We start from the raw sequence: 22,441 nt of genomic DNA on the forward strand, positions 1-22,441 counted from the left end.
ACAACGCCACCTGGCCGGGGATTATTCCTCGTTTTCCCGGTTAAAATCGCTTTCGTCGATATCGTCAAGGCGCTGGGCTTCACCCGGGCCCTTGAGGCGGATGATGTTGTAATCGCCTTCGGCCAAGTGGGCGCGCAAATCCTTCTTATCGAACTTGCCCACTGACGTCTTATCGATGGATTTTACGAAGGTCCAGTACTCCGGCAGCATCCAGCTGGGCAATTCCTTGCGCAGGCTCTGGCGCAACTTTTCGGCGGTCTCGATGGTGGGCGAGGCCTGCTCGCCCAAGACGGTGACGGCAAGTGGGCGTTCCACCCATTGCTTATCGGGGTAGCCGATCACCGCGGCTTCCACCACATCGGAATTGGCCATGATGAGGTTTTCCAGCTGTACCGAATAGATCCACTCGCCGCCGGAGCGGATGACATCGCGGGCGCGGTCCTCAACGGTAAGAAAGCCGTCCTTCGTCACGGAACCGACATCGCCGGTGCGCAACCAGCCATCCGCGGTGAACTTGGATTCTGCGGCCTCGACCGGCTTGCCGCGGAATTCGGAGGCCACCTCGCCCGGCTCGGCGGTGGGCGAATGATAATAAGAACCGGTCACAAGGTTGCCACGCACCTGGAGCTCACCGGCATTGCGGTCGGTCTTGGATACCACTTGGCCATCATTGACCACGCGGTACTGCAGCGAGGCGGCAATCTTGCCCTGGGAGATGCGATAGGCCCAGCGGGTATCGCCGGAGGCACCCTGCGGCGGGCGGGCAACGCTGCCTACCGTCGAGGTTTCGACCATGCCCCAGACGTGGACGACGTCGACGCCGTAATGCTCTTCCCACATCTTGATAAGCTGCGGCGGCACGGGGGAGCCGCCGGCGAAGATCTCCGTCAGCGTCATGCGCTCAGGTGGATTGTGCATGTAGTGCACGAATAGCTGGATCCAGATGGTAGGCACGCCGTGGGCCACGCGCGGCGACGTGGCCGCGATGACCTTGGCGAGGGTGGGGGCGGAGACATCGGCATCGGGAAGCACGAGCGGGGTGCCCGTCATGAAACACGTAAAGGGAACGCCCCAGCTCAGCACGTGATAGATGGGGATGCAGCACAGGAAGGTCTCACCGTGGGTAATGCACAGCGAGTCCGAGGAACGCAGCTGCATGGCCTCGAGGTAGAGCGAGCGGTGGGAGTATAAAACGCCCTTGGGTGCGCCGGTAGTGCCGGTGGAATAGCACAATGCGGCGGCGGTGCGCTCATCGAGCTCAGGCCAATCGTAGGTGGTAGAGCGGCCATCGAGAAGAGCCTCGTAGGAATAAAACTCTATCCCGCGCGGGAAATGGTGGGCAAAGCGCTGTGGCGATTGGGAACCGGTAAAAATCACCGAATGCACGGATGGGGCACCGTTTAAAACCGTGCCCAATTGCGGGGCGAGGCGGGGATCACACACGATGACGGAGACCTCAGCGTGGCTAATGATGTGCCGGATCTGGTCATTCATCAACTGCTTATTCAGCGGGGTAAAAACCGCGCCCTTGCAGGCGGAGCCAAACATGACCTCGAGGTGCTCGGCGCAATTCCACATGAAGCTGCCCACGCGCTGATCACCGGTAATGCCAAGGTCATCGTGTAAAACATGGGCAAAGGCCGCCGCGCGGGCGGCGATATCGCGGAAGGTGACCTTTTCTGCGGGGCCAAACTCGGATCCGGTGCCCTCACCGTGCCAGGTGGTAACAGTGGTATTGCCATGCACCGACGCGCCGTATTCCAAAATACGGGTTAAAGACAGGGGAATATCCATCATCGTGGAAAGCATGCTTCCACTGTAGCGGTGTCCAAGTACTCACGGTGTAGCGAATGCGCTATACTTGCCATCGACTGATAGGAAAGCGGGAAATCTTCCCAATCCTATGCAATCGGGCCCAGTGACAGGTCCCATCGTTAAACATTGCCCACAGTCGTTTCTTGAATTCTTCCGCCCCCGCGTACCAGCTACAAGGGGGAATTCCCATACGGTAACCGGAAGAGGCCTCATGCTTATTGCCCGGCAGGGTGCGCTAGCGCCTTGGCACGAGGGCGAAAAGATAAGAAAAATACACATCGGCTTCCAGTGCAACCGCCCAAGCTTCCCTGAAGTGGGGGAGGGCGGATCCCAACTATGGACCTGGTCAAGCAACGAAAGGATATCCGTGAGCGATACGGACAACACCGCGGCACAGGATCTCGCATCCCTGAAGCTGCCGGAATTGCGCAAAATGGCTGCCGAGCGCGGCCTTCGCGGCGTCTCTGCCCTGCGCAAAGGGGATCTCATCACCGCCATTAAGACCGGTCAGGTTCCCCCAAAGGCGAAGGCAAAAATAGAGCAGGCAGAGAAGGCCGAGAAGGCCGCTAAGGATGCGGCGCCTGCCAAGCAGAAAGATAAGCCGTCTAAGAAGGACGATCGCGGCGAGAGCGATAACGGCAAGTCCAGCGAACAGCAGGACAACCGCGGCAAAGACCGCAAGGACAACGGCGACGACCAGCGCTATGAATCGCGGTCGCAGGCCCGCCGTGCCCGCCGCAACCGCGCCCGCCGCCAGGAGCGTCAAGAGCAGGACGATAATAACCGGGGCGATAATAACCGGAGTGACAACAACCGGGGCGACGCGCACAACCAGAACCAGAATCGCCACCAGGATCGCCGCGATGACTCCCAGGATGGTTCCGATAACCAGGGAGACAAGCAGGGCGATAAGAACGGCGATAATAATCACCGCAATAATCGCAATGACGATAATAATTTTGACCGCGGTAACCGCCGTGGCCGCCGCAACCGCCGGAATCGCCGGGGTGGCCGGGGTAATAATGATAACCACGGCGGCGGCAATGACCTGCAGGTACGCGAGGGTGATGAGCTGCAGGCAGTCGGCGGCATCTTGGATGTTGTAGACAATAACGTCTCTTTCCTGCGCACCACTGGGTACCGCGCGGGCGATGCGGACGTCTTTGTTAATAAGAACATCGTGCGCCGGCTGGGTCTGCGCTCTGGCGATGCCATTACCGGTCAGGTGAAGGTGGCTGGACCTACCCACACCCACGGCAATGGCCGCAACCGCCGCAAGTACAACCAGTTGGTGCAGGTCGATACCGTCAATGGGATCGATCCAGAAGAGGCCAAGCAGCGCCCGCACTTTAATAAGCTCACGCCGCTGTATCCCAACCAGCGCCTGCGCTTGGAAACGGATCCAAAGATCCTCACCACCCGCGTCATCGACCTGATCATGCCGATTGGTAAGGGCCAGCGCGCGCTCATCGTCTCGCCGCCAAAGGCCGGTAAGACCACGATTTTGCAAAATATCGCGAATGCGATTGCCACCAATAACCCTGAGTGCTACCTCATGGTGGTGCTGGTGGATGAGCGCCCTGAAGAGGTCACGGACATGCAGCGCTCCGTGAAGGGTGAGGTCATTTCTTCGACCTTTGACCGCCCGCCATCAGAGCACACCTCCGTTTCCGAGCTGGCCATCGAACGCGCAAAGCGTCTGGTAGAACAGGGCAAGGATGTTGTGGTGCTGCTGGATTCCATCACCCGCTTGGGCCGTGCGTACAACAACTCCTCCCCGGCATCGGGCCGCATCCTGTCCGGTGGTGTGGATTCCAATGCGCTCTACCCGCCAAAGCGCTTCTTGGGCGCTGCCCGCAATATCGAAGAGGGCGGTTCGCTCACCATCATCGCCACCGCGATGGTGGAGACCGGTTCGACCGGCGATACCGTCATCTTCGAGGAATTCAAGGGCACGGGCAACGCGGAATTGAAGCTGGACCGCGGGATCTCGGAACGCCGCGTATTCCCAGCTGTGGATGTCAACCCCTCCGGAACCCGCAAGGACGAGCTCCTGCTGGTGCCTGAAGAGGCGCGCATCATGACCAAACTGCGCCGCATCCTGTCGGCCCTGGATTCCCATCAGGCAATTGACCTGTTGATCAAGCAGCTTAAGAAGACCCGCTCGAATGGCGAGTTCCTCATGCAGGTGGCTTCTTCTGCACCGATGGCTGCGGATAAGGACGAGGAAGACTATGTCTAATCAAGTTTCCATGGTTGATGACATTGTGTCGGAATACCAGGGCATTGAAATGCAGATGGGCGACCCAGAAATCGCCGGCGATCAGCAGGCTTTTCGCAAGCTATCCAAGCGGTACGCGGAGCTGCGCCCCATCATCAAGGTCAACGAGGAGCTGACCCAGGCGCGCGAGGATCTCGCGGACGCCAAGGAGATGGCTTATGAAGACCACGACTTCCAGGAAGAAGCGGACCGCCTAGCAGCGTCGGTGGAAGAGCTGGAAGAAAAGCTGGCTGACCTGCTCGCCCCGCGCGATGAGCAGGACTCGGAAGATATCATCATGGAGATCAAGGCCGGCGCCGGCGGCGAAGAGGCCGCGCTCTTTGCCGGCGACTTGGCCCGCATGTACGAGCGTTTTGCCGATAAGATCGACTTTAAGTGGGAGGTCTTGGGCCTTAACGAGTCCGATTTGGGCGGCGTAAAGGACATGACCATTTCCTTCCGCGCTAAGTCTCCGACGCGCGATGGCGCGTGGTCCGTCTTCAAATTCGAGGGCGGCGTGCACCGCGTGCAGCGCGTGCCGGTCACGGAATCGCAGGGCCGCATCCAGACCTCCGCTGCTGGCGTGCTGGTGTACCCGGAGCCCGAAGAGGTGGAATCGGTCAATATCGATGACAAGGATATCCGCGTCGATGTGTACCGTTCCTCCGGTAAGGGCGGCCAGGGCGTGAACACCACCGACTCCGCGGTGCGCATTACCCACCTGCCCACGGGGTTGATTGTTACCTGTCAGAAGGAACGTTCGCAGATCCAGAACAAGGCCCGCGCCCTGCAGGTGCTGCAGGCTCGCCTGGATCAGATGGAGCGCGAGGCCCGCGAGGCCGAGGCTGGCGAGCAGCGCGCCTCCCAGGTGCGCACCATGGATCGCTCCGAGCGCGTGCGCACTTATAACTGGCCCGAAAACCGCATCACGGATCACCGCATTGGCTACAAGGCCAATAACCTGGATTCCGTGTTAAACGGCGATATGCAGGATCTCATCAAAGCCCTGCAGGACCAAGAGCGCGCCGAGCGCCTTGAGGCCGAGGGGTAATTGCGGTCGATGGAATCGTACGGTGAGGCGCTGCGCCATGGGGTGCAGCGCCTTCGCGTTGCTGGAGTAGGAAGTCCCGAGTGGGATACGCGGATCCTCATCTCCCACCTCATTCACTGCGGGCATTTGGATATCCCGCTGCACGAGCCACCCATGCCCGGCTTCGAGGTGGCTTTTGAGGCGCTTTTGCGCAGGCGGGAACAGCGCGAGCCGCTGCAATACGTGCTGGGTACGGCGTGGTTTGGTCCCCTAGACCTAAAGGTGGGCCCAGGCGTGTTCATTCCGCGCCCGGAAACGGAGGTGATGGCGGACTGGGCGGTCCACCACGCACCAGGCCCGCGCATGGTGGATTTGTGCTCGGGTTCGGGCGCGCTGGCGCTCTACCTGCAGCATTACGTACCGCAGGCGGAGGTTAAGGCAGTAGAGCTTTCCGATGCCGCCCTCGAGTTCACCCGCGCCAATACTCTCGGCACCGGGGTAGAGGTGGTGCAGGCGGACGCGACCGACAGTCAGACTCTGGCGGACTGGAATGGCACGGTCGATCTCGTGGTGAGCAACCCGCCATACGTTCCGGAAGATCCGAACTTGCAACCGGAGGTGTATCACGATCCGCGCGTGGCCGTCTTCGGCGGCGATGACGGCATGGGAGTAATCCGCGGGTTGATTCCCACCATCGCCAGGCTTTTGCGCCCGGGCGGGGTCATGGCGATTGAACACGACGATACGACTGGCGATGCCGTGCGCGATGCGGTGCGTGACCACGGCGGCTTTTCCCATATCGCTCCGCTTAAGGACTTAACAGGCACGCCGCGCTTTATTACTGCACAGCGCGCGGTAGACTAAGGCATCACCGTCGGGCAAGAAGGGGATAATTGATGCAAGGAAAAATTTATAATTGCGCCGATGACACCGAGCGTGAGGAAGGCGTGAGCATCGCCACCAAGGCCGCAAAGTCTGGGCGGCTCGTGGTCATGCCCACCGATACGCTGTACGGTTTGGGCTGCGATGCCTTCGATAATGACGCGGTAGCCAACCTGCTCGCCACCAAGCAGCGCGGGCCGGATATGCCGGTTCCCGTGCTCGTTGGCTCGTGGAATACCGTGCGCGGACTCGTCGCCTCGTACCCCGATTCCACCCGCGACCTCGTCGAGGCCTTTTGGCCAGGCGGGCTATCCATCGTGGTGCCACAGGCGCCATCCTTGCCGTGGAACTTGGGAGATACCCGCGGCACCGTCATGCTGCGGATGCCCCTTCACCCGATTGCCATCGAGCTCTTGCGCGAGGTAGGACCGATGGCGGTTTCATCTGCCAATATCTCCGGACACCAACCACCAACTACGGCGCAAATGGCCAAGGACCAATTGGGCAAGGCCGTCACCGTGTACTTGGATGGGGGAGAAACGGACATCGGCAAGCCCTCGACCATTATCGATCTCTCCGGTGATCATCCATACCTACTGCGCGAGGGTGCATTATCCGCGGAGGAAATCGGTGAGGTCCTCGGCGTCTCCGCTGATTCCCTGCGGACCCGGCCCCAAGGATAGAAGGAGCATTTCGCGTGAGCGGCACTGGCGTACCGCTGCGCGAGTTGGCCTTGGTCATCCTCGTAGCAGCGACATTTACCTACCTGACCACCGGAGTGGTGCGATCCTTTTTGGTCCGCACGGGCCGGGTGGCAGAAATTCGCCTGCGTGATTCCCACTCCCAGCCCACGCCCCGCATGGGCGGGCTCGCCATGTTTACCGGTTTTGGCGCGGCGATATTCCTCGCAGCCCAGCTTCCAGCCTTGACTCGCGGGTTTATGCCCGTCACCCCGGAGATGAGCGCGGTGATGTGGGCGGCGCTGGCCATCGTGCTTGTCGGGGTTGCCGATGACTACTTGGAACTCGGCGCCCTCATCAAGCTTTTCGGGCAGCTCTTTGCCGCCGCGCTCATGAGTGGCCTGGGCCTGACGTGGACGCTGCTTTTCATCCCCTTCGGCGGCGGCACCACGGTAGTGCTCGACCAGATTCAAAGCACGTTGCTTACCGCGTTTTTCACCGTGCTCCTTATCAATGCCATCAACTTCGTCGACGGCCTCGATGGCCTCGCAGCAGGACTTGGCCTCATCGCCGGTGGCGCCATCTTAGTCTTTTCGCTCACCGTCCTGCATGACCAGGGCGGGGCGGTATCGGCCTATCCACCCGCTATTATCAGCGCCGCTCTGGTGGGGATGTGTGCGGGCTTTTTGCCCCATAACTTTGAACCCTCGCGAATCTTTATGGGCGATTCCGGCTCCATGCTTATCGGGCTCTTGCTCGCCGCGGCTTCTACTTCGGCCTCGGGCAAGATCAATATGTCTCTCTACGGCACCGTGGACATGGTGGCGCTAATGTCGCCCATCCTCGTGGTGATCGCAGCGGTGTTTATTCCAGTCTTAGACCTTGTCTGGGCGGTTATTCGCCGCCTATCCCAGGGCCGTTCGCCATTTTCTGCGGATAAGGCGCATATCCACCACCGCCTGTTGTCGTTGGGGCATACGCACCGGCGCACTGTGCTCGTGCTGTACCTCTGGGTATCCGCGGTGGCCTTCGGTGCGGTGTCCTTTTCCATCGTGCCGGCCCCGGTAGCGGTCGGCTTGTCCATCACGGCATTATTGGTTGCCTTTGGCACGACCTTGATTCCACTGCGGCAGGGCAAGATTGGCCTCCGGTCATCGGATGATTGCGTATTGCATGACTCTGCGAGCGCGTGATGTAGGGTGAATGTCCGTGAGTGACACAACGGAAAATGCTAATTTCGATGACCCGCGCGTGCCGCTGCAGCGCGCCGTAAAGAAGGGGGCTACCGCCCTCGGCATCTTTACCATCATTTCCCTCGCCGTCTGGGGAGGGGCACAAGGTGTCGCCGGGCTCTGGGGCGTTATCGTCGGCGCTGCTCTCGGCGGCGGCTTTGTCTTGTTTACCGCGCTGTCGGTCCTCTTTACCGCGAACTCGACCCCCTCTACCACTATCGCGGTGGTATTGGGCGGCTGGCTTATCAAGCTGATCGTGCTTATCGGCGTGCTGGCCATTATCCGGGACATGGATTTCTATGACACGTGGGCGCTCTTTCTTACCGTCGTCGTCGCGCTCATCGTTACCTTAGGCTCCGAAGTCTGGGCCGTGGTCACCTCTCGGGTCACCTACGTGTCCTAATTCGTGCCCACATTAGGGCTTAGCCGTCGCGCACTGGGGTGGTGCGCGACGGCCTTTTTGTGCCTGCATGCTGGCATTAATGGAAGGTGACCACCCCCGAGGAGGTGTGTTGGCTTAGGGGTGTGATCAACTGCACGTTTGTGAATTAGGCAGGAATAGCGCGGTTTTGTCTGCCAAAAGGCGGATATGGCGGTATCGGGTGTGGCTTATGGGGCCCCCACGTGCGAAAACTGTTGATCCAGCTGATACGATTTGCTTCGGGTTACCGCGGGGTTAAGTGTTGCGCTTTTATCCTGCACGGTAAATCCCTGTCTTGTTCACGCTGATGTGCGACGGAGTCCGTGTTCAAGGCAGAGAGTTTGAGACGTCCATCGCACCACAGAAGCCAGCTATTGGCTGTGTGGCCCGAACACGGGAGAGAACGCTGAGCGTTACAACATTGGCTATGAAAGGGCACTTCCATACGCCCGATCTAGGTGAAGAATTCTTCCCGGGGCAAATTGATGCCGACCATCTGTTTTTCGGTGACTTCGCCGACGGATGGTTCGCGCTTGACCGCCTGATGCTGATTCGCATTTTGATGACGCTAATTGTGGTGATCCTTTTCTGGGCTGCCTTTAAGAACCCTAAGTTGGTTCCTTCTGGCATTCAGAATGTGGGCGAGAACGCGGTCGACTTCGTCCGCGTCCACATCGCCGAGGACATTTTGGGTAAGAAGGAGGGAAAGCGATTCCTGCCAATTATCGCTAGCATCTTCTTCGCGGTTCTGTTTATGAACGTCGCGACCGTTATCCCGGGACTTAACGTCTCGCCCAACGGTCGTATTGGTATGCCAATTGTGTTGGCAGCCGTTTCGTACATCGTCATGATTTACGCCGGCGCCAAGCGCTACGGCTTTGGTAAGTTCATTCGCTCCTCCGTAGTGATTCCGAACTTGCCACCGGCATTGCACCTTTTGGTGGTTCCGATTGAGTTCTTCTCTACGTTCATTCTGCGACCGGTTACCCTTGCAATTCGTCTCATGGCGAACTTCCTTGCTGGACACATCATCCTGGTTCTTCTCTTCTCTGCTACGAACTTCTTCTTCTGGCAGCTAAATGGTTGGACCGTCCTGTCTGGGCTGACCGTGGTCTTGGGCTTGGCTATGAGCCTGTTCGAGATTCTGGTTATCTTCTTACAGGCGTACATCTTCGCTTTGTTGACGGCGGTGTACATCGAGTTGTCCTTGCACGCTGATTCGCACTAAGGACGAGGTCGACGAGCGCGACCGAGTAATCCACCTAATTACACAACACTGACATTCGGTCCGGTTCGGACTGAAGATTTTTACGAAAGGGAACGACTTTCACCATGAACGAAATCATTCTGGCACAGGATGCTGCTACGACGTTCGAAGGCTTCGGCACCATCGGCTACGGCTTGGCTGCTATCGGCCCAGGTATCGGTATCGGCATCGTTGCCGGCAAGACCGTTGAGGCTATGGCTCGCCAGCCGGAGATGGCCGGCCAGCTGCGTACCACCATGTTCCTTGGTATCGCCTTCACCGAGGCCCTGGCCCTTATCGGCCTGGTTGCCGGCTTCCTGTTCTAAAAGTACGAGTTTTCCAAACCGAAACTTTTAAGACGGGAGACCAATGAATAACGTCGTTTATATGCTTGCAGCAGAGGGCGAGGAGAACCCAGGTTCGGGTAGCTTCTCCGTTCTTCTGCCCAAGAACTATGACATTTTCTGGTCTTTGCTGTGCTTCATCGTAATTCTCTGGTTGTTCTGGAAGTTCGTGCTTCCTCGTTACACCAAGTTGCTCGAAGAGCGTGAAGACCGGATTGAGGGCGGCATGAAGCGCGCTGAGGCCCAGCAGGCCGAGGCCAAGGCTGCTCTAGAAAAGTACAATGCTCAGCTGGCTGATGCCCGCGCAGAGGCAGCCGAGATCCGCGAGCAGGCGCGCGAGCGCGGCAAGCAGATCGAGGCTGACGCGAAGAGCCAAGCGGAAGAGGAATCCCGCCGCATCGTCGCCAATGGCGAAAAGCAGTTGGAAGCTTCTCGTGCGCAGGTTGTTACTGAGCTGCGTTCCGAAATGGGACAGAACTCCATCAACCTGGCAGAAAAGATTCTGGGCGGCGAGCTTTCTGACGCCTCCAAGAAGTCCTCTACCATCGATGGCTTTTTGTCCGAGCTCGACTCTGTGGCACCGGCCGGAAAGTAGGCAACTATGAAGGCAGCTAGCCGCGAAGCACTCGCGAACTCACAATCCCGTGTGGATGAAATCCTCGCTGGCGATAAAAACGTCGCTAGTGCAGTCCAAGCGGGCCTAGACATTTTTGAGGTCGTCGACGTTTTGGATGGGGACCGCGAATTGCGCGTATCCTCCATCGACGTTGCAGCCCCGGCTGAAGCACGCAAGTCCTTGGCCGAGAATCTCTTTGGCTCCAAGATTTCTGCCGGTGCACTGAGCATCCTGCAGGAAGCTGCGGCGAACCAATGGTCTTCGCCGAAGGACTTCGTCAACGGGCTTGTATCCTTGGGCCGCCGCGCATTGCTGCGCGCAGCCGAGGCGCAGGGCCAATTGGGCCAGGTCGAAGACGAGCTTTTCCGCTTGGTGCAGATTCTGGACCGCGAGGGCGAGCTTACCCAGCTGCTTTCCGATCGAACTGCTGAATCCGCACGCAAACGCGGATTGCTGGCAAACGTGCTCTACGGCAAAGTGACGATGTTTACTGAAGCGCTCGCGCTGCAGGCCGTCAGCCGCCCAGAGCAGAACCCCATTGATGACGTTGCCGGATTGGCCGATGCTGCAGCAGCGCTGCAGGATCGCACCATCGCGCGCGTAGTCGCTGCGGGTGAATTGAATGAAGGCCAGCAGGCAGTACTCGCTGAGAAGCTGGGCAAAATTTATGGTCGTGCGATGTCCATTCACTCTGAGGTTGACACCAGCCTCCTCGGTGGCATGCGCATCCGCGTCGGCGATGAAATCATTGACGGCTCGACGGCAGGCAAAATTGCCCGCTTCCGTGCCCAGATGGTGTAGCCGAAACGACAGAAACGATTTAAGTAAGTGCTGGAAGATACTACCGAGAGCAGGAAGAACATGGCGGAGCTGACGATCTCCTCCGACGAGATCCGTAGTGCGATTGCGAACTACACCTCGAGCTACTCCGCGGAGGCCTCCCGTGAGGAGGTCGGCGTGGTCATTTCGGCAGCTGACGGTATTGCGCAGGTTTCTGGCCTGCCATCCGTTATGGCGAATGAGCTGCTCGAGTTCCCCGGCGGCGTAATTGGCGTCGCACAGAACCTTGACACCAATTCCATTGGTGTCGTGGTCCTGGGTAACTACGAGTCCCTCAAGGAGGGCGACGAGGTTAAGAGGACCGGAGAGGTCCTTTCCATCCCCGTGGGCGAGGACTTCCTCGGCCGCGTTATTAACCCACTGGGCCAGCCCATCGACGGCTTGGGCCCAATCGAAAGCGAAGAGGAGCGCGTCCTCGAGTTGCAGGCACCTTCGGTGCTGCAGCGCCAGCCGGTTGAAGAGCCAATGCAGACCGGCATCAAGGCTATCGATGCGATGACCCCGATCGGCCGTGGTCAGCGTCAGCTGATCATTGGTGACCGTAAGACCGGTAAGACCGCGGTTACCATCGATACCATTTTGAACCAGAAGGCTAACTGGGAGTCTGGCGACAAGGACAAGCAGGTCCGTTGTATTTACGTCGCCATCGGCCAGAAGGGCTCGACCATCGCCAGCGTGCGCCGCACCCTTGAGGAGCACGGCGCGCTGGATTACACCACCATCGTGGCGGCCCCAGCTTCTGATTCCGCCGGCTACAAGTGGCTGGCACCGTTCTCCGGTGCTGCATTGGGCCAGCAGTGGATGTACCAGGGCAACCACGTCCTGGTTATCTACGATGACCTGACCAAGCAGGCTGAGGCATACCGCGCAATTTCGCTGTTGCTGCGCCGCCCGCCGGGACGTGAGGCTTACCCAGGCGACGTCTTCTACCTGCACTCCCGCTTGCTGGAGCGCGCTGCCAAGCTTTCCGATGACATGGGTGCCGGCTCCATGACCGCACTGCCCATCATCGAGACCAAGGCTAATGACGTCAGTGCCTTCATTCCGACCAACGTCATTTCCATTACTGACGGTCAGGTCTTCTTGGAGTCCGACCTCTTCAACCAGGGTGTTCGCCCGGCTATTAACGTCGGTGTGTCCGTCTCCCGTGTTGGTGGTGCGGCACAGACCAAGGGTATGAAGAAGGTTGCCGGTAACCTCCGTCTTGACCTGGCTGCATACCGTGACCTGCAGGCATTCGCTGCCTTCGCATCCGACCTGGACGCTGCCTCCAAGGCACAGCTGGAGCGCGGCTCTCGCTTGGTCGAGCTGCTGAAGCAGTCCGAATCCTCGCCGCAGCCGGTGGAATACCAGATGGTATCCATCTACCTCGCCGAGGCAGGCATCTTCGACGTCGTTCCCGTCGAAGACGTTCGCCGCTTCGAGGCCGAGGTGCACGAGTACCTCAACGCCAATACTCCAGAGGTCTTTGAGCAGATCGCCGGCGGCAAGGCGCTCAGCGATGAGTCCAAGGAAGCACTCGAGGCCGCAGCCAAGGAGTTCGCTCCTACGTTCCGCTCCTCCGAGGGCCACAACTTGGGTACCGAAGAGCCTGTAGATCCTTTGGACGAAAATGACGTGAAAAGCACCGAGCTCAACGTCTCCCGGAAGACGGCTAAGTAGAGTTCAGCTCTCGTAATTAACCGTCTATATGAAAGAAGGGAGGAGAAACGATGGCTAATCTTCGCGAATTGCGCGACCGCATTCGGTCCGTGAACTCGACTAAGAAGATCACTAAAGCCCAGGAGCTCATTGCTACCTCGCGCATTACCAAAGCGCAGGCTCGGGTGGAAGCCTCTCAGCCGTACGCGACTGAGCTGACCAATGTCATGAACAGGTTGGCTGCAGCGTCGACGCTAGAGCACCCTATGCTGCGCGAGCGTGAAGACGGCAACGTCGCCGCGATTCTCGTAATCACCTCTGACCGAGGCATGTGCGGTGGCTACAACAACAACGTCTTCAAGAAGGCAGCCCAGCTCAAGGCCCTCCTCGAAAGCAAGGGCTACGAGGTAGTTCGCTACGTCACCGGCAGCAAGGGCATCGGCCACTACAACTTCCGCGAGGAAGAGGTAGCAGGCAGCTGGGATGGTTTCTCTCAGGATCCAACCTGGGAGGGCACCCACGATGTGCGTCGCCACATGATCGATGGCTTCGTTGCTGGTTCGAAGGGCACTACCAAGGGCCGCGAGGGCCTGCATGCGGAAGGTGAAGGCGCAGGTGTTACCGGTTTCGACCAGGTGCACGTGGTCTACACCGAGTTTGAATCCATGCTGACTCAAACCGCGCGTGCGCAGCAGCTTTTGCCTGTTGAGCCGGTCGTGCAGGGCGAGGAGTACGAGATGGGTGACTCCGCACTGGAAGATCCGGAGCCGACGGAAAACATTTCCGCAGACTTCGAGTTCGAACCTGACGCGGATACCCTGATGGAAGCGCTGCTTCCGCAGTACGTCTCGCGTATCCTGTTTGCTATGTTCTTGGAGGCTTCGGCTTCCGAGTCCGCTGCACGCCGTACAGCTATGAAATCTGCTACTGACAATGCAACCGAGATGGTCAATGACCTGTCTCGCGTGGCCAACCAGGCCCGTCAGGCGCAGATTACCCAGGAAATTTCAGAGATCGTCGGTGGCGCTGGCGCGCTATCTGACAGCGCAGAAAGTGACTAGATTATGACTACAGCTCTGCAAGAGCAGAATGCACAGTCTTCGGCAGTCGCCGGTCGTGTCGTGCGCGTCATCGGTCCGGTGGTGGACGTGGAATTCCCACGCGAGGCACTTCCGGCCCTGTACAACGCACTCCACGTCGAGATTAAGCTCGAAGCTGTGGCAAAGACCGTCACCCTCGAGGTCGCTCAGCACCTCGGTGACAACCTCGTTCGTACCGTGTCCATGGCACCTACCGATGGCCTCGTCCGTGGCGCCGAGGTAGTCGACTCCGGAGAGCCTATCTCCGTTCCGGTCGGCGACGTCGTCAAGGGCCACGTCTTTAACGCCCTCGGTGACTGCCTCGATGAGCCAGGCCTCGGCCGCGATGGCGAGCAGTGGGGTATCCACCGCGAGCCACCAGCGTTCGACCAGCTCGAGGGCAAGACCGAGATCCTCGAAACCGGTATTAAGGTCATTGACCTGCTGACCCCTTACGTTAAGGGCGGCAAGATTGGCCTCTTCGGTGGTGCAGGTGTGGGTAAGACGGTCCTGATTCAGGAAATGATTACCCGTATTGCCCGCGAGTTCTCCGGTACGTCGGTCTTCGCCGGCGTCGGCGAGCGCACCCGTGAGGGCACCGACCTCTTCCTGGAAATGGAAGAGATGGGCGTTCTGCAGGATACCGCACTTGTCTTCGGCCAGATGGACGAGCCACCAGGAGTTCGTATGCGCGTGGCCCTGTCCGGCCTGACCATGGCGGAGTACTTCCGCGATGTGCAGAACCAGGACGTGCTGCTGTTCATTGACAACATCTTCCGTTTCACCCAGGCCGGCTCCGAGGTATCCACCCTGCTGGGTCGCATGCCTTCCGCCGTGGGTTACCAGCCAACCTTGGCTGATGAGATGGGTGTGTTGCAGGAGCGCATTACCTCCACCAAGGGTCGTTCCATTACCTCTCTGCAGGCCGTTTACGTGCCTGCCGATGACTACACTGACCCGGCCCCAGCCACGACCTTCGCCCACTTGGATGCGACGACCGAGCTGGACCGTGCCATTGCTTCTAAGGGTATTTACCCGGCAGTGAACCCGCTGACCTCTACCTCTCGTATCCTCGAGCCAGGCATTGTGGGCGAGAAGCACTACGAGGTAGCACAGCGCGTCATCGGTATTCTGCAGAAGAACAAGGAACTGCAGGACATCATCGCCATCCTTGGTATGGACGAGCTGTCTGAAGAAGACAAGGTGACCGTGCAGCGTGCCCGCCGTATCGAGCGCTTCCTGGGCCAGAACTTCTTCGTCGCGCAGAAGTTCACTGGTCTGGAGGGGTCCTACGTGCCGCTGCAGGACACCATCGATGCCTTCGAGCGCATCTGCAACGGTGAGTTTGACCACTACCCAGAGCAGGCCTTCAACGGCTTGGGTGGCTTGGACGATGTCGAAGCTGCATACAAGAAGTTGAACGAGAAGTAGGGAGAGGCACATGGCTGACATCACCGCCGAATTGGTTTCCGTCGAGCGCTCATTGTGGTCTGGTCAGGCCTCCATAGTGACGGCTGAGACCACCGAGGGTGAGATCGGCGTGCTTCCCGGTCACGAGCCTGTGATCGGTCAGTTGATCGACAATGGCGTAGTGACCATCCACCCAGTTGATGGCGCGCGGCGCGTTGCCGCCGTCCAGGGTGGCTTCCTCTCCGTTACCCAGGACAAGATTACCGTCCTCGCTGATTGGGCCATCTGGTCCGATGAGGTGGATGAGGCCCAGGCGGAAGAGGACTCCTCTTCGGCTCATGAGCTCACCAAGTCCCGCGGTGAGGCTGCATTGCGTGCACTTCGCCGCGCAGCAAAGGCTGAATAAACCTTGGATTGGTAGGAGAGGGCAGCAATAGCCGCCCTTCCTGCTCTCAGAAAAGCGCACTGGAATGTATCCGGTGCGCTTTTTCACGTTTTCTTTGCCTTTTCTTATTGGCGCGGAGGCGGAATCAGGCGCTACAATCCAAATAATTGTTCTTTCACTAACCAAGGATGGCGTGTGGAGCCCATGAATTCAACGGTTATCTCGGTGGTCCTGTGGGCCTTAGCGTTGGTGGTATTGCTAGTAGTTCTGCTGGCGGCCCTGCGATTTTTTACTCTGCGCTCGCGCGGAACCGCGGTGTTGTTGCGCTCAATGCCGGCGAAGGATAGCTTTTCTTGGCGCCATGGCGTGCTGCGCTATACCGGAGAAGTTGTTGAATATTTCAAACTGCGCTCTGTATTTCCGCGCTATAACCTGTGGTTTAATCGCCTCGACATCACCATTTTGAACTCCCGTTCTTTGGATGATGACGAGGCTTCTTTCATGTCTGATGCCACCGAGGTAGTGCACTTTAGTACCGGGGATGCGGAATACGAGCTGGCTTCCGATGCCCGAGGGATCATGGCCTTCGAAGCCTGGGTCGAGGCTGCGCCGTCCAAGCGGCAACAGCGCTTTGATTACAAGCAATTGCGGGAGCGAGCCACCCGGCAGTCCAAGCGCCAATAGCAACAGGCTAGGGTAGTAGCCATGCGCTTAGTAATCGCCCGTTGTTCAGTTGATTACGTGGGACGGCTCGACGCCCACCTGCCCTTGGCGGACCGCCTGCTCATCGTCAAAGCAGACGGCTCGGTATCGGTGCATGCCGATGACCGCGCGTATAAACCCCTCAATTGGATGACGCCGCCGTGTACGGTGAGTGAATCCGTCATCGAGGACGTGGATGGCAATGACACCGGCGAGGTCTTGTGGCTAGTGGAAAACCCGAAGGGTGAGCAATTGCGCATCACTATCGCGGAAATCCACGAGGATATCTCCTACGAGATGGGCGAAGACCCCGGCCTAGTAAAGGATGGCGTGGAGGCGCACCTACAGGAGCTTTTGGCCGAAAAGATCGACACCTTGGGCTCCAATTTCACCCTTGTGCGCCGCGAGTACCCCACGGCTATTGGCCCAGTGGACATCATGGCTAAAGATGCTGATAACCGGAATGTTGCCGTGGAGGTCAAGCGGCGCGGTGGCATCGACGGCGTAGAGCAATTGACCCGCTACCTTGAGCTATTGAACCGCGATGAGTTAATTTCCCCGGTATCTGGCATTTTTGCTGCGCAAGAGATTAAGCCACAGGCCCGAACGCTTGCCGAAGACCGCGGGATTCAGTGCGTGATTTTGGATTACCAAGAGTTGCGTGGACTCGAGTCGAAAGAATTGCGGTTGTTTTAATGCCACGGCGAAATAGGCGAAAACCGCAGGAATTCCGGCCACTGCCCAAGGACGGCTCTACCTTCCTTGGTTCGCAGACGGTCGAGGGCCCCAGCTGGACGCACGGGGAGCCGTATCTCATGCGGCACATCGGTTCAGCGCGGGCGCAAAAATTCTATATTTGCCCGGGGTGTAACCAAAATATTCCGCCTGGGGTTGCCCACATCGTCGCCTGGCCGCGCGATACCGGCAGGCAGGGCGATGACCGCCGCCATTGGCACCGGCACTGTTGGGAGCGAAGGTAGACTTGCGGGCATGATTGTTGCATTTTCAGTAGCACCCGCAGTGGTGGATAATGACTCCGGCGAGATGGCCGATGCCGTGGCGGAGGCGGTCCGCGTGGTGCGGGAATCCGGCCTGCCCAATGAAACCAACGCCATGTTTACCCTTGTAGAAGGCGAGTGGGACGAGGTTTTCGGCACTATTAAGAAAGCCACCGAAGCGGTGCGTGCGGTATCGCCGCGCACCTCGTTGGTGATTAAGGCCGATATCCGCGAAGGCGTGACGAACCAATTGACAGATAAAGTAGACGCCGTGAATCGTCGTTTAGCTAAGGAGGATTAATGACTTCTGCGAATAATGCTTATGTAGGCGGCGCCCTCGATCTCAGCCAGGTCAAGGCGCGTGCGGAAGCCCGCCAGCAGGCGCAAGAGCAGCCGCAGTCTAACGGAGTCCAGCCATTTTTTACCGTCACCGAGGCGAATTTTGAGACTGAGGTGGTGCGCCGCTCCACTGAGGTGCCGGTCGTCGTCCTTGTCGGCACCCCGCGCTCTACCCAGTCCGACCAGCTGAAGCAGGACCTGCAGGAATTAGCCGCGGCGGGAAACCTTAGCTTCCTCGTAGGCTACGTGGATGCGGACGCCACTCCACAGGTCGCGCAGGCCTTCGGCGTGAAGAACTTGCCCACCGTGGTAGCCATTGGCGCAGGCCAGCCGCTGACTAATTTCGAGGGAGCCCAGCCAAAGGATGCTCTCAAGCAGTGGCTGGATAGCTTGGTAGAAAACGTCGGACCGCAGCTTAAGGGGCTTGAGTCCGCACCGACCGCAGCGGAGGAGGAAGAAGAGGACGATCCTCGCCTGCAGGAGGCAGAATCCTTCCTGAACTCCGGCGATTTCGACGGCGCTATTAAGGTCTACGAATCCATCTTGGAATCGGAACCGGATAATACCCAGATTAAGCAGGCGCGGGACACAACGAAGCTTCTCAAGCGGCTGGACCCGGCCAACCAAACCGAGGACCCGATTGCTGCTGCGGATGGGGATAAGGGGGACATCGGCAAGCAAATGCGTGCCGCCGATGCCGAAGTGGTGGCAGGTGCCCCTGAAAAGGCCTTTGACCGCCTCATCGAGGCCATGAAGGTTACCGCCGGCGATGAGAAGGCGCAGCTCAGGGAACGCCTACTTGAGCTCTTTGGCCTTTTTGCAGGCAATGACCCGCGCGTTCTTGAGGCGCGCACGAAGCTGGCAAGCGCGCTGTATTAAAGTCGGCGGAGCTGTGTCAATTACTGCGGGCGGTGAATAGATCAGTCACAATGGAAGGCGTGAACGACGTAACCCCAACTGATCAAGACTGGCTCATCGACTTCCGTGGCGTGGAGCTTCGCCGCGGTGGCAAGAACTTGGTAGGGCCCGTGGACTGGCAGGTCGAGCTCGATGAACGCTGGGTCATCATCGGGCCGAACGGTGCCGGAAAGACCTCCCTGGTGCGCATGGCGGCCGCGGAGGAATTTCCCTCCAAGGGCACGGCCTTTTTGATGGGCGAGCAAATTGGCAAGACCGATATGCGTGATCTGCGCGCGCTGATTGGTCTTTCCTCTGCCGCCGTGCAATCGCGCATTCCCGCGGATGAGCGGGTCTATGACCTCGTCATTTCCGCAGGTTACGCGGTCTTGGGTCGGTGGCGCGAAGAGTATCAAGACATGGACTTTTCCCGCGCCGATGACATCTTGACCCAGGTTGGCGCCAGCCACCTAAAGGACCGTACGTGGACGACGCTTTCGGAAGGCGAGAAGAAGCGCGTCATCCTCGCCCGCGCCTTGATGTCCAATCCGGAGCTGCTCATCCTGGATGAGCCTTCTGCTGGCATGGACCTCGGCGGGCGCGAAGATCTCGTGGGATACTTGGGCGATCTCGCGATGGATCCGGATGCCCCGGCCATCGTCATGATCACCCACCACGTGGAAGAAATCCCGTATGGCTTTACCCACGCGATGCTTCTGGATGACGGAGAAGTAGTAGCGAAGGGGCTCATTAACTCCGTGCTGACCTCGGAGAACTTGTCTCAGGCCTTCCACCAGCCCATCCAAGTAGATCGCATTGGGCAGCGGTACTTTGCCCGCCGGATATCTTGATGAACAACCAGATTCATGACCAGCTCGATGCGATCGACGCCAGCGATACCACCGGGTTTAACGGTGGGCGCATGGCGGCGACTGTGCTCTTGCTTCGCGATGGCCCCGACGGGCTCGAGGTCTGGGTGCAAGAACGCGTAAGCACCATGCGTAACTACCCGGGCCATGCCGTATTCCCCGGCGGTGGGGTAGACCCGCGCGATTTCCCACCGCGTTCGTGGGATTCCGGTGATTTGTGGGCTGGAAAGTCCGTTGTGGCTATGGCTCGGCGGATGGGAGTCACCAAATACAAGGCCCACGCCCTCGTCTTCGCCGCGGCCCGCGAGCTCTTCGAGGAATCTGGTACCTTGTTTGCGATCCGGGATGACGGCACGATTTCTAATGCGCGCCGGTATCACCGCGAGCGCAGGCTCCTAGAAAGCCACACCATCTCCTTCACCGAGTTCCTTAGCAATAACGGGATGCGCGTCGATGCTGATATGCTCCTCCCATGGGCCCGGTGGGTGGGGCAAAGCAAAAACCATTGGTTTGATACTTTTTTCTTCGTTGGCCTGCTTCCGAGCGGGCAGGAGCCGGACGGGGACACTCACGAAGCAGATGATGCCGGGTGGTTTTCGCCGCAGCTCATCCTGGAGGGCTGGCGGGCCGGACTCGTCCGCCTCGTAGTTCCTACATGGGCGCAAATGCAACGGTTATGCAAGTACTCCACCGTCCAGGAGGTGCTTGATGATGCCTCCTCGTCCGACCTTCGCCCCGTCATCGGCGATCCCCGCGATGACCCGCAGTATGCGGAATATTTCGCCACCACCCCTACAGAGCGCATATGAGTTTTAACCTCGATGAAGTCCGTTTCTTAAGCGAGCACAACGCCGAACTGGCTAGCTTGGACTTGGAGCTGAGCAAGGCTTCGCAGCTGAAGGATCTGAAAAAGCTGAAAGCGGCCTACGGCGATTATGCGCGCTGTGCCATGGAGCTACTTACTGCCCGGCGGGGCGGAAAGTTGCCCGAGACCTGGCTTATGGATGCCGATTCCGCCCAGCAAGCCACCCCGCTGCCCGTCGCGCGCTATCGGTCCGAGTTCTTGCGGCAGCGGGGAATGCGCACCGTCCACGATGTCACGTGTTCCATCGGTACCGAAGGCTATGGATCAAGCCTTGACTACTTCGGTTCCGATATCGATGCCTCACGCCTTGCCATGGCCCGGCATAATTTGGCATCTAACGCGTTCTTTCAAGCAGATGCGCTCACTACCACCTCTACGGCGGACGTCATTATCGCCGATCCCGCCCGTAGGAAGGCGGGGCGTCGCATCTCCCGTCCGGAGGATTTGCTGCCACCGCTACCGGACCTGATCGCCGCGCACCGGGACGCACACGTGGCCATCAAGTGCGCACCCGGCCTTGATTTTAGTGACTGGGACGGATTGGTCACCGTCAGCAGCGTCAATGGGGCAGTTAAGGAAGCGTGCCTCTACACACCAGGCCTCGGAACGGGCAGGCACGCGGTGATGATTCAGGGCGAGTCAGTTGACGTCCTCACGGATGAAGAGCAGAACCTGCCTGAGGCTGGCGACATCGGCACTTTCCTCATTGATCCAGATGGGGCAGTGGTGCGCGCTGGACTCGTGCAGCACTATGCGGCGCGCGAGGGCTTGTGGCAGATCGATCCGCGAATTGCGTACCTGACGGGCGAACGCATTCCGCAGGGAACATCGGGATTTCCATTCATAGAAAAGGTCCCCCTAAAGCGCCTAAAATCTGTCCTAAAGGCCTATGATGCAGGCAGCCTAGAAATCCTTGTGCGCGGCGTCGATGTTGACCCTGACCAGCTAAGGAAACAGATGAAGTTGAAGGGATCGCGGCCTTTCGCGGTCATCATTACGCGAATTGGCTCACAGGGTATCGCGTTGCTCTGCCAACCCCGAGTATTATCGTCCGAAGATAATTACGCAAGATAAATCTATCGGAAAGGTGAGTGCCCCCAATGCCAACGATTGTGGCTCTGGTCAAGCATGTACCGGATACGTGGTCCACCAAATCTTTGGAGGATGACCACACCCTGGATCGCACCTCCGTGGACAACATCATTGATGAAATTAATGAATACTCCGTGGAACAGGCGCTACGCCTGCGCGATGAAAATCCGGATGAAAACTACCGTGTTGTCGCTTTAACGATGGGCCCCGCACAAGCAGATGAGGCCCTCCGCAAGGCGCTTGCGATGGGTGCAGATGACGCGGTCCTCGTATCCGATGACGCCCTAGCCGGCGCCGATGCACTGTCTACCGCGTGGACCCTGAACGCAGCAATTAACACGCTAGAGGATGTCCAATTGATCACCTTGGGCAATGAGGCTTCCGATGCCTCCACCGGAACGCTCGCGGGACTGCTCGCTGAATACCGCCAACTGCCCGCATTGACCGAGCTGCACCAGGTGGAGCTTTCGGGCAGCACGGTAAAAGGCAGCCGCGAAGACGCCCGCGGAACCTGGGAGCTCGAGGCAGCCCTTCCAGCGATTATTTCCGTCACCGATAAGGCGGATAAGCCGCGTTTCCCCAACTTCAAGGGACTTATGGCTGCAAAGAAGGCAGAGATCACCACTTTGAACGTGGCGGACCTAGGCATCGAAGCCATTGCGCCCACCACGACCGTTACCGAATCTTCCAAGCGCCCGCCGCGCACGGCCGGCGAGGTTATCTCGGAGCCGCAGCCGCAGGATGCTGCGAAGAAGATTGCTGACTTCCTAGCCGCAAAGAACTTGATTTAGGAGTAAA

24 protein-coding genes are annotated in these 22,441 nt (G+C 58.9%); 23 read left to right on the top strand and 1 reads right to left on the bottom strand.

What is annotated here, in order from left to right:
* Nucleotides 1–21: 21 nt before the first annotated feature.
* A complete protein-coding gene (locus HMPREF1261_RS11230; RefSeq protein WP_034658387.1) occupies nt 22–1,809 on the bottom strand; it encodes a long-chain fatty-acid--CoA ligase in 1,788 nt (595 codons plus the stop codon).
* Between the two features lie 373 nt (nt 1,810–2,182).
* Between HMPREF1261_RS11230 and rho the strand changes: the two genes are divergently transcribed.
* From rho to HMPREF1261_RS11340, 23 genes are all read left to right on the top strand, one after another.
* Nucleotides 2,183–4,057, top strand: a complete 1,875-nt coding sequence (gene rho / locus HMPREF1261_RS11235; RefSeq protein WP_034658388.1) for a transcription termination factor Rho — start codon at nt 2,183–2,185, stop codon at nt 4,055–4,057.
* Nucleotides 4,050–5,126, top strand: coding sequence for a peptide chain release factor 1 (gene prfA, locus HMPREF1261_RS11240; RefSeq protein ID WP_005282411.1), 1,077 nt, complete (start codon nt 4,050–4,052; stop codon nt 5,124–5,126). The genes rho and prfA overlap by 8 nt, the downstream gene beginning before the upstream one ends.
* 9 nt (nt 5,127–5,135) lie before the next feature.
* On the top strand, nt 5,136–5,969 hold the full coding sequence (gene prmC / locus HMPREF1261_RS11245) for a peptide chain release factor N(5)-glutamine methyltransferase (protein ID WP_023031045.1): 834 nt from the start codon (nt 5,136–5,138) through the stop codon (nt 5,967–5,969).
* Between the two features lie 32 nt (nt 5,970–6,001).
* On the top strand, nt 6,002–6,670 hold the full coding sequence (locus tag HMPREF1261_RS11250) for an L-threonylcarbamoyladenylate synthase (protein ID WP_005282416.1): 669 nt from the start codon (nt 6,002–6,004) through the stop codon (nt 6,668–6,670).
* A 14-nt stretch (nt 6,671–6,684) separates the two neighbouring features.
* The gene (locus HMPREF1261_RS11255) at nt 6,685–7,860 is read left to right on the top strand and encodes an MraY family glycosyltransferase (RefSeq protein ID WP_023017787.1); all 1,176 of its coding nucleotides are present in this window, start codon (nt 6,685–6,687) and stop codon (nt 7,858–7,860) included.
* Between the two features lie 10 nt (nt 7,861–7,870).
* Nucleotides 7,871–8,302 (top strand): hypothetical protein, encoded by a 432-nt coding sequence (locus HMPREF1261_RS11260; RefSeq protein WP_005280194.1) that lies wholly within the window; start codon nt 7,871–7,873, stop codon nt 8,300–8,302.
* A gap of 445 nt (nt 8,303–8,747) precedes the next feature.
* On the top strand, nt 8,748–9,548 hold the full coding sequence (atpB, locus tag HMPREF1261_RS11265; protein ID WP_005280195.1) for a F0F1 ATP synthase subunit A: 801 nt from the start codon (nt 8,748–8,750) through the stop codon (nt 9,546–9,548).
* 104 nt (nt 9,549–9,652) lie between these two features.
* On the top strand, nt 9,653–9,892 hold the full coding sequence (locus HMPREF1261_RS11270; protein ID WP_005280196.1) for an ATP synthase F0 subunit C: 240 nt from the start codon (nt 9,653–9,655) through the stop codon (nt 9,890–9,892).
* Between the two features lie 43 nt (nt 9,893–9,935).
* On the top strand, nt 9,936–10,505 hold the full coding sequence (locus HMPREF1261_RS11275) for a F0F1 ATP synthase subunit B (protein ID WP_005280197.1): 570 nt from the start codon (nt 9,936–9,938) through the stop codon (nt 10,503–10,505).
* A gap of 6 nt (nt 10,506–10,511) precedes the next feature.
* On the top strand, nt 10,512–11,327 hold the full coding sequence (locus tag HMPREF1261_RS11280; RefSeq protein WP_023031046.1) for a F0F1 ATP synthase subunit delta: 816 nt from the start codon (nt 10,512–10,514) through the stop codon (nt 11,325–11,327).
* Nucleotides 11,328–11,387: 60 nt separating this feature from the next.
* Nucleotides 11,388–13,028, top strand: a complete 1,641-nt coding sequence (gene atpA / locus HMPREF1261_RS11285; protein WP_023031047.1) for a F0F1 ATP synthase subunit alpha — start codon at nt 11,388–11,390, stop codon at nt 13,026–13,028.
* 50 nt (nt 13,029–13,078) lie between these two features.
* A complete protein-coding gene (locus HMPREF1261_RS11290; RefSeq protein WP_005280200.1) occupies nt 13,079–14,068 on the top strand; it encodes a F0F1 ATP synthase subunit gamma in 990 nt (329 codons plus the stop codon).
* A gap of 3 nt (nt 14,069–14,071) precedes the next feature.
* Nucleotides 14,072–15,517: a F0F1 ATP synthase subunit beta gene (gene atpD, locus HMPREF1261_RS11295; RefSeq protein ID WP_005280201.1), complete on the top strand. Its 1,446-nt coding sequence runs from the start codon at nt 14,072–14,074 to the stop codon at nt 15,515–15,517.
* A 10-nt stretch (nt 15,518–15,527) separates the two neighbouring features.
* Nucleotides 15,528–15,902: a F0F1 ATP synthase subunit epsilon gene (locus tag HMPREF1261_RS11300; RefSeq protein ID WP_005280202.1), complete on the top strand. Its 375-nt coding sequence runs from the start codon at nt 15,528–15,530 to the stop codon at nt 15,900–15,902.
* A 183-nt stretch (nt 15,903–16,085) separates the two neighbouring features.
* Nucleotides 16,086–16,565, top strand: coding sequence for a DUF2550 domain-containing protein (locus HMPREF1261_RS11305; RefSeq protein ID WP_005280203.1), 480 nt, complete (start codon nt 16,086–16,088; stop codon nt 16,563–16,565).
* A gap of 21 nt (nt 16,566–16,586) precedes the next feature.
* Entirely contained in the window at nt 16,587–17,279 is a 693-nt protein-coding gene (gene nucS, locus HMPREF1261_RS11310) for an endonuclease NucS (protein WP_023031048.1), read from the top strand.
* Nucleotides 17,279–17,563, top strand: coding sequence for a hypothetical protein (locus tag HMPREF1261_RS13100; RefSeq protein WP_084538553.1), 285 nt, complete (start codon nt 17,279–17,281; stop codon nt 17,561–17,563). Before nucS ends, HMPREF1261_RS13100 begins: the two co-directional genes overlap by 1 nt.
* A gap of 10 nt (nt 17,564–17,573) precedes the next feature.
* A complete protein-coding gene (locus HMPREF1261_RS11315) occupies nt 17,574–17,882 on the top strand; it encodes a thiamine-binding protein (RefSeq protein ID WP_034653892.1) in 309 nt (102 codons plus the stop codon).
* The gene (locus HMPREF1261_RS11320; RefSeq protein WP_023031050.1) at nt 17,882–18,799 is read left to right on the top strand and encodes a tetratricopeptide repeat protein; all 918 of its coding nucleotides are present in this window, start codon (nt 17,882–17,884) and stop codon (nt 18,797–18,799) included. Before HMPREF1261_RS11315 ends, HMPREF1261_RS11320 begins: the two co-directional genes overlap by 1 nt.
* A gap of 50 nt (nt 18,800–18,849) precedes the next feature.
* Entirely contained in the window at nt 18,850–19,668 is an 819-nt protein-coding gene (locus tag HMPREF1261_RS11325) for an ABC transporter ATP-binding protein (protein WP_023031051.1), read from the top strand.
* Nucleotides 19,668–20,495, top strand: coding sequence for an NUDIX domain-containing protein (locus HMPREF1261_RS11330; RefSeq protein ID WP_005282435.1), 828 nt, complete (start codon nt 19,668–19,670; stop codon nt 20,493–20,495). The genes HMPREF1261_RS11325 and HMPREF1261_RS11330 overlap by 1 nt, the downstream gene beginning before the upstream one ends.
* Entirely contained in the window at nt 20,492–21,625 is a 1,134-nt protein-coding gene (locus HMPREF1261_RS11335) for a class I SAM-dependent methyltransferase (protein ID WP_023031052.1), read from the top strand. The genes HMPREF1261_RS11330 and HMPREF1261_RS11335 overlap by 4 nt, the downstream gene beginning before the upstream one ends.
* A 26-nt stretch (nt 21,626–21,651) precedes the next feature.
* Nucleotides 21,652–22,434, top strand: a complete 783-nt coding sequence (locus tag HMPREF1261_RS11340; protein ID WP_005282437.1) for an electron transfer flavoprotein subunit beta/FixA family protein — start codon at nt 21,652–21,654, stop codon at nt 22,432–22,434.
* The last annotated feature ends 7 nt before the right edge of the window (nt 22,435–22,441 follow it).

The sequence above is a fragment of the Corynebacterium sp. KPL1818 genome (genome assembly GCF_000478135.1).
GTDB classification, from domain to species: Bacteria; Actinomycetota; Actinomycetes; order Mycobacteriales; family Mycobacteriaceae; genus Corynebacterium; species Corynebacterium accolens.

Coding starts and splice junctions, on each gene's coding strand:
- HMPREF1261_RS11300 (WP_005280202.1), top strand. CDS start 15,528: ATGGCTGACATCACCGCCGAATTGGTTTCCGTCGAGCGCTCATTGTGG.
- HMPREF1261_RS11335 (WP_023031052.1), top strand. CDS start 20,492: ATGAGTTTTAACCTCGATGAAGTCCGTTTCTTAAGCGAGCACAACGCC.
- HMPREF1261_RS11260 (WP_005280194.1), top strand. CDS start 7,871: ATGTCCGTGAGTGACACAACGGAAAATGCTAATTTCGATGACCCGCGC.
- HMPREF1261_RS11305 (WP_005280203.1), top strand. CDS start 16,086: ATGAATTCAACGGTTATCTCGGTGGTCCTGTGGGCCTTAGCGTTGGTG.
- atpD (WP_005280201.1), top strand. CDS start 14,072: ATGACTACAGCTCTGCAAGAGCAGAATGCACAGTCTTCGGCAGTCGCC.
- atpA (WP_023031047.1), top strand. CDS start 11,388: ATGGCGGAGCTGACGATCTCCTCCGACGAGATCCGTAGTGCGATTGCG.
- HMPREF1261_RS13100 (WP_084538553.1), top strand. CDS start 17,279: ATGCCACGGCGAAATAGGCGAAAACCGCAGGAATTCCGGCCACTGCCC.
- HMPREF1261_RS11290 (WP_005280200.1), top strand. CDS start 13,079: ATGGCTAATCTTCGCGAATTGCGCGACCGCATTCGGTCCGTGAACTCG.
- HMPREF1261_RS11340 (WP_005282437.1), top strand. CDS start 21,652: ATGCCAACGATTGTGGCTCTGGTCAAGCATGTACCGGATACGTGGTCC.
- HMPREF1261_RS11230 (WP_034658387.1), bottom strand. CDS start 1,809: ATGCTTTCCACGATGATGGATATTCCCCTGTCTTTAACCCGTATTTTG.
- HMPREF1261_RS11320 (WP_023031050.1), top strand. CDS start 17,882: ATGACTTCTGCGAATAATGCTTATGTAGGCGGCGCCCTCGATCTCAGC.
- prmC (WP_023031045.1), top strand. CDS start 5,136: ATGGAATCGTACGGTGAGGCGCTGCGCCATGGGGTGCAGCGCCTTCGC.
- HMPREF1261_RS11315 (WP_034653892.1), top strand. CDS start 17,574: ATGATTGTTGCATTTTCAGTAGCACCCGCAGTGGTGGATAATGACTCC.
- HMPREF1261_RS11270 (WP_005280196.1), top strand. CDS start 9,653: ATGAACGAAATCATTCTGGCACAGGATGCTGCTACGACGTTCGAAGGC.
- HMPREF1261_RS11250 (WP_005282416.1), top strand. CDS start 6,002: ATGCAAGGAAAAATTTATAATTGCGCCGATGACACCGAGCGTGAGGAA.
- HMPREF1261_RS11280 (WP_023031046.1), top strand. CDS start 10,512: ATGAAGGCAGCTAGCCGCGAAGCACTCGCGAACTCACAATCCCGTGTG.
- nucS (WP_023031048.1), top strand. CDS start 16,587: ATGCGCTTAGTAATCGCCCGTTGTTCAGTTGATTACGTGGGACGGCTC.
- HMPREF1261_RS11330 (WP_005282435.1), top strand. CDS start 19,668: ATGAACAACCAGATTCATGACCAGCTCGATGCGATCGACGCCAGCGAT.
- HMPREF1261_RS11275 (WP_005280197.1), top strand. CDS start 9,936: ATGAATAACGTCGTTTATATGCTTGCAGCAGAGGGCGAGGAGAACCCA.
- atpB (WP_005280195.1), top strand. CDS start 8,748: ATGAAAGGGCACTTCCATACGCCCGATCTAGGTGAAGAATTCTTCCCG.
- HMPREF1261_RS11325 (WP_023031051.1), top strand. CDS start 18,850: ATGGAAGGCGTGAACGACGTAACCCCAACTGATCAAGACTGGCTCATC.
- prfA (WP_005282411.1), top strand. CDS start 4,050: ATGTCTAATCAAGTTTCCATGGTTGATGACATTGTGTCGGAATACCAG.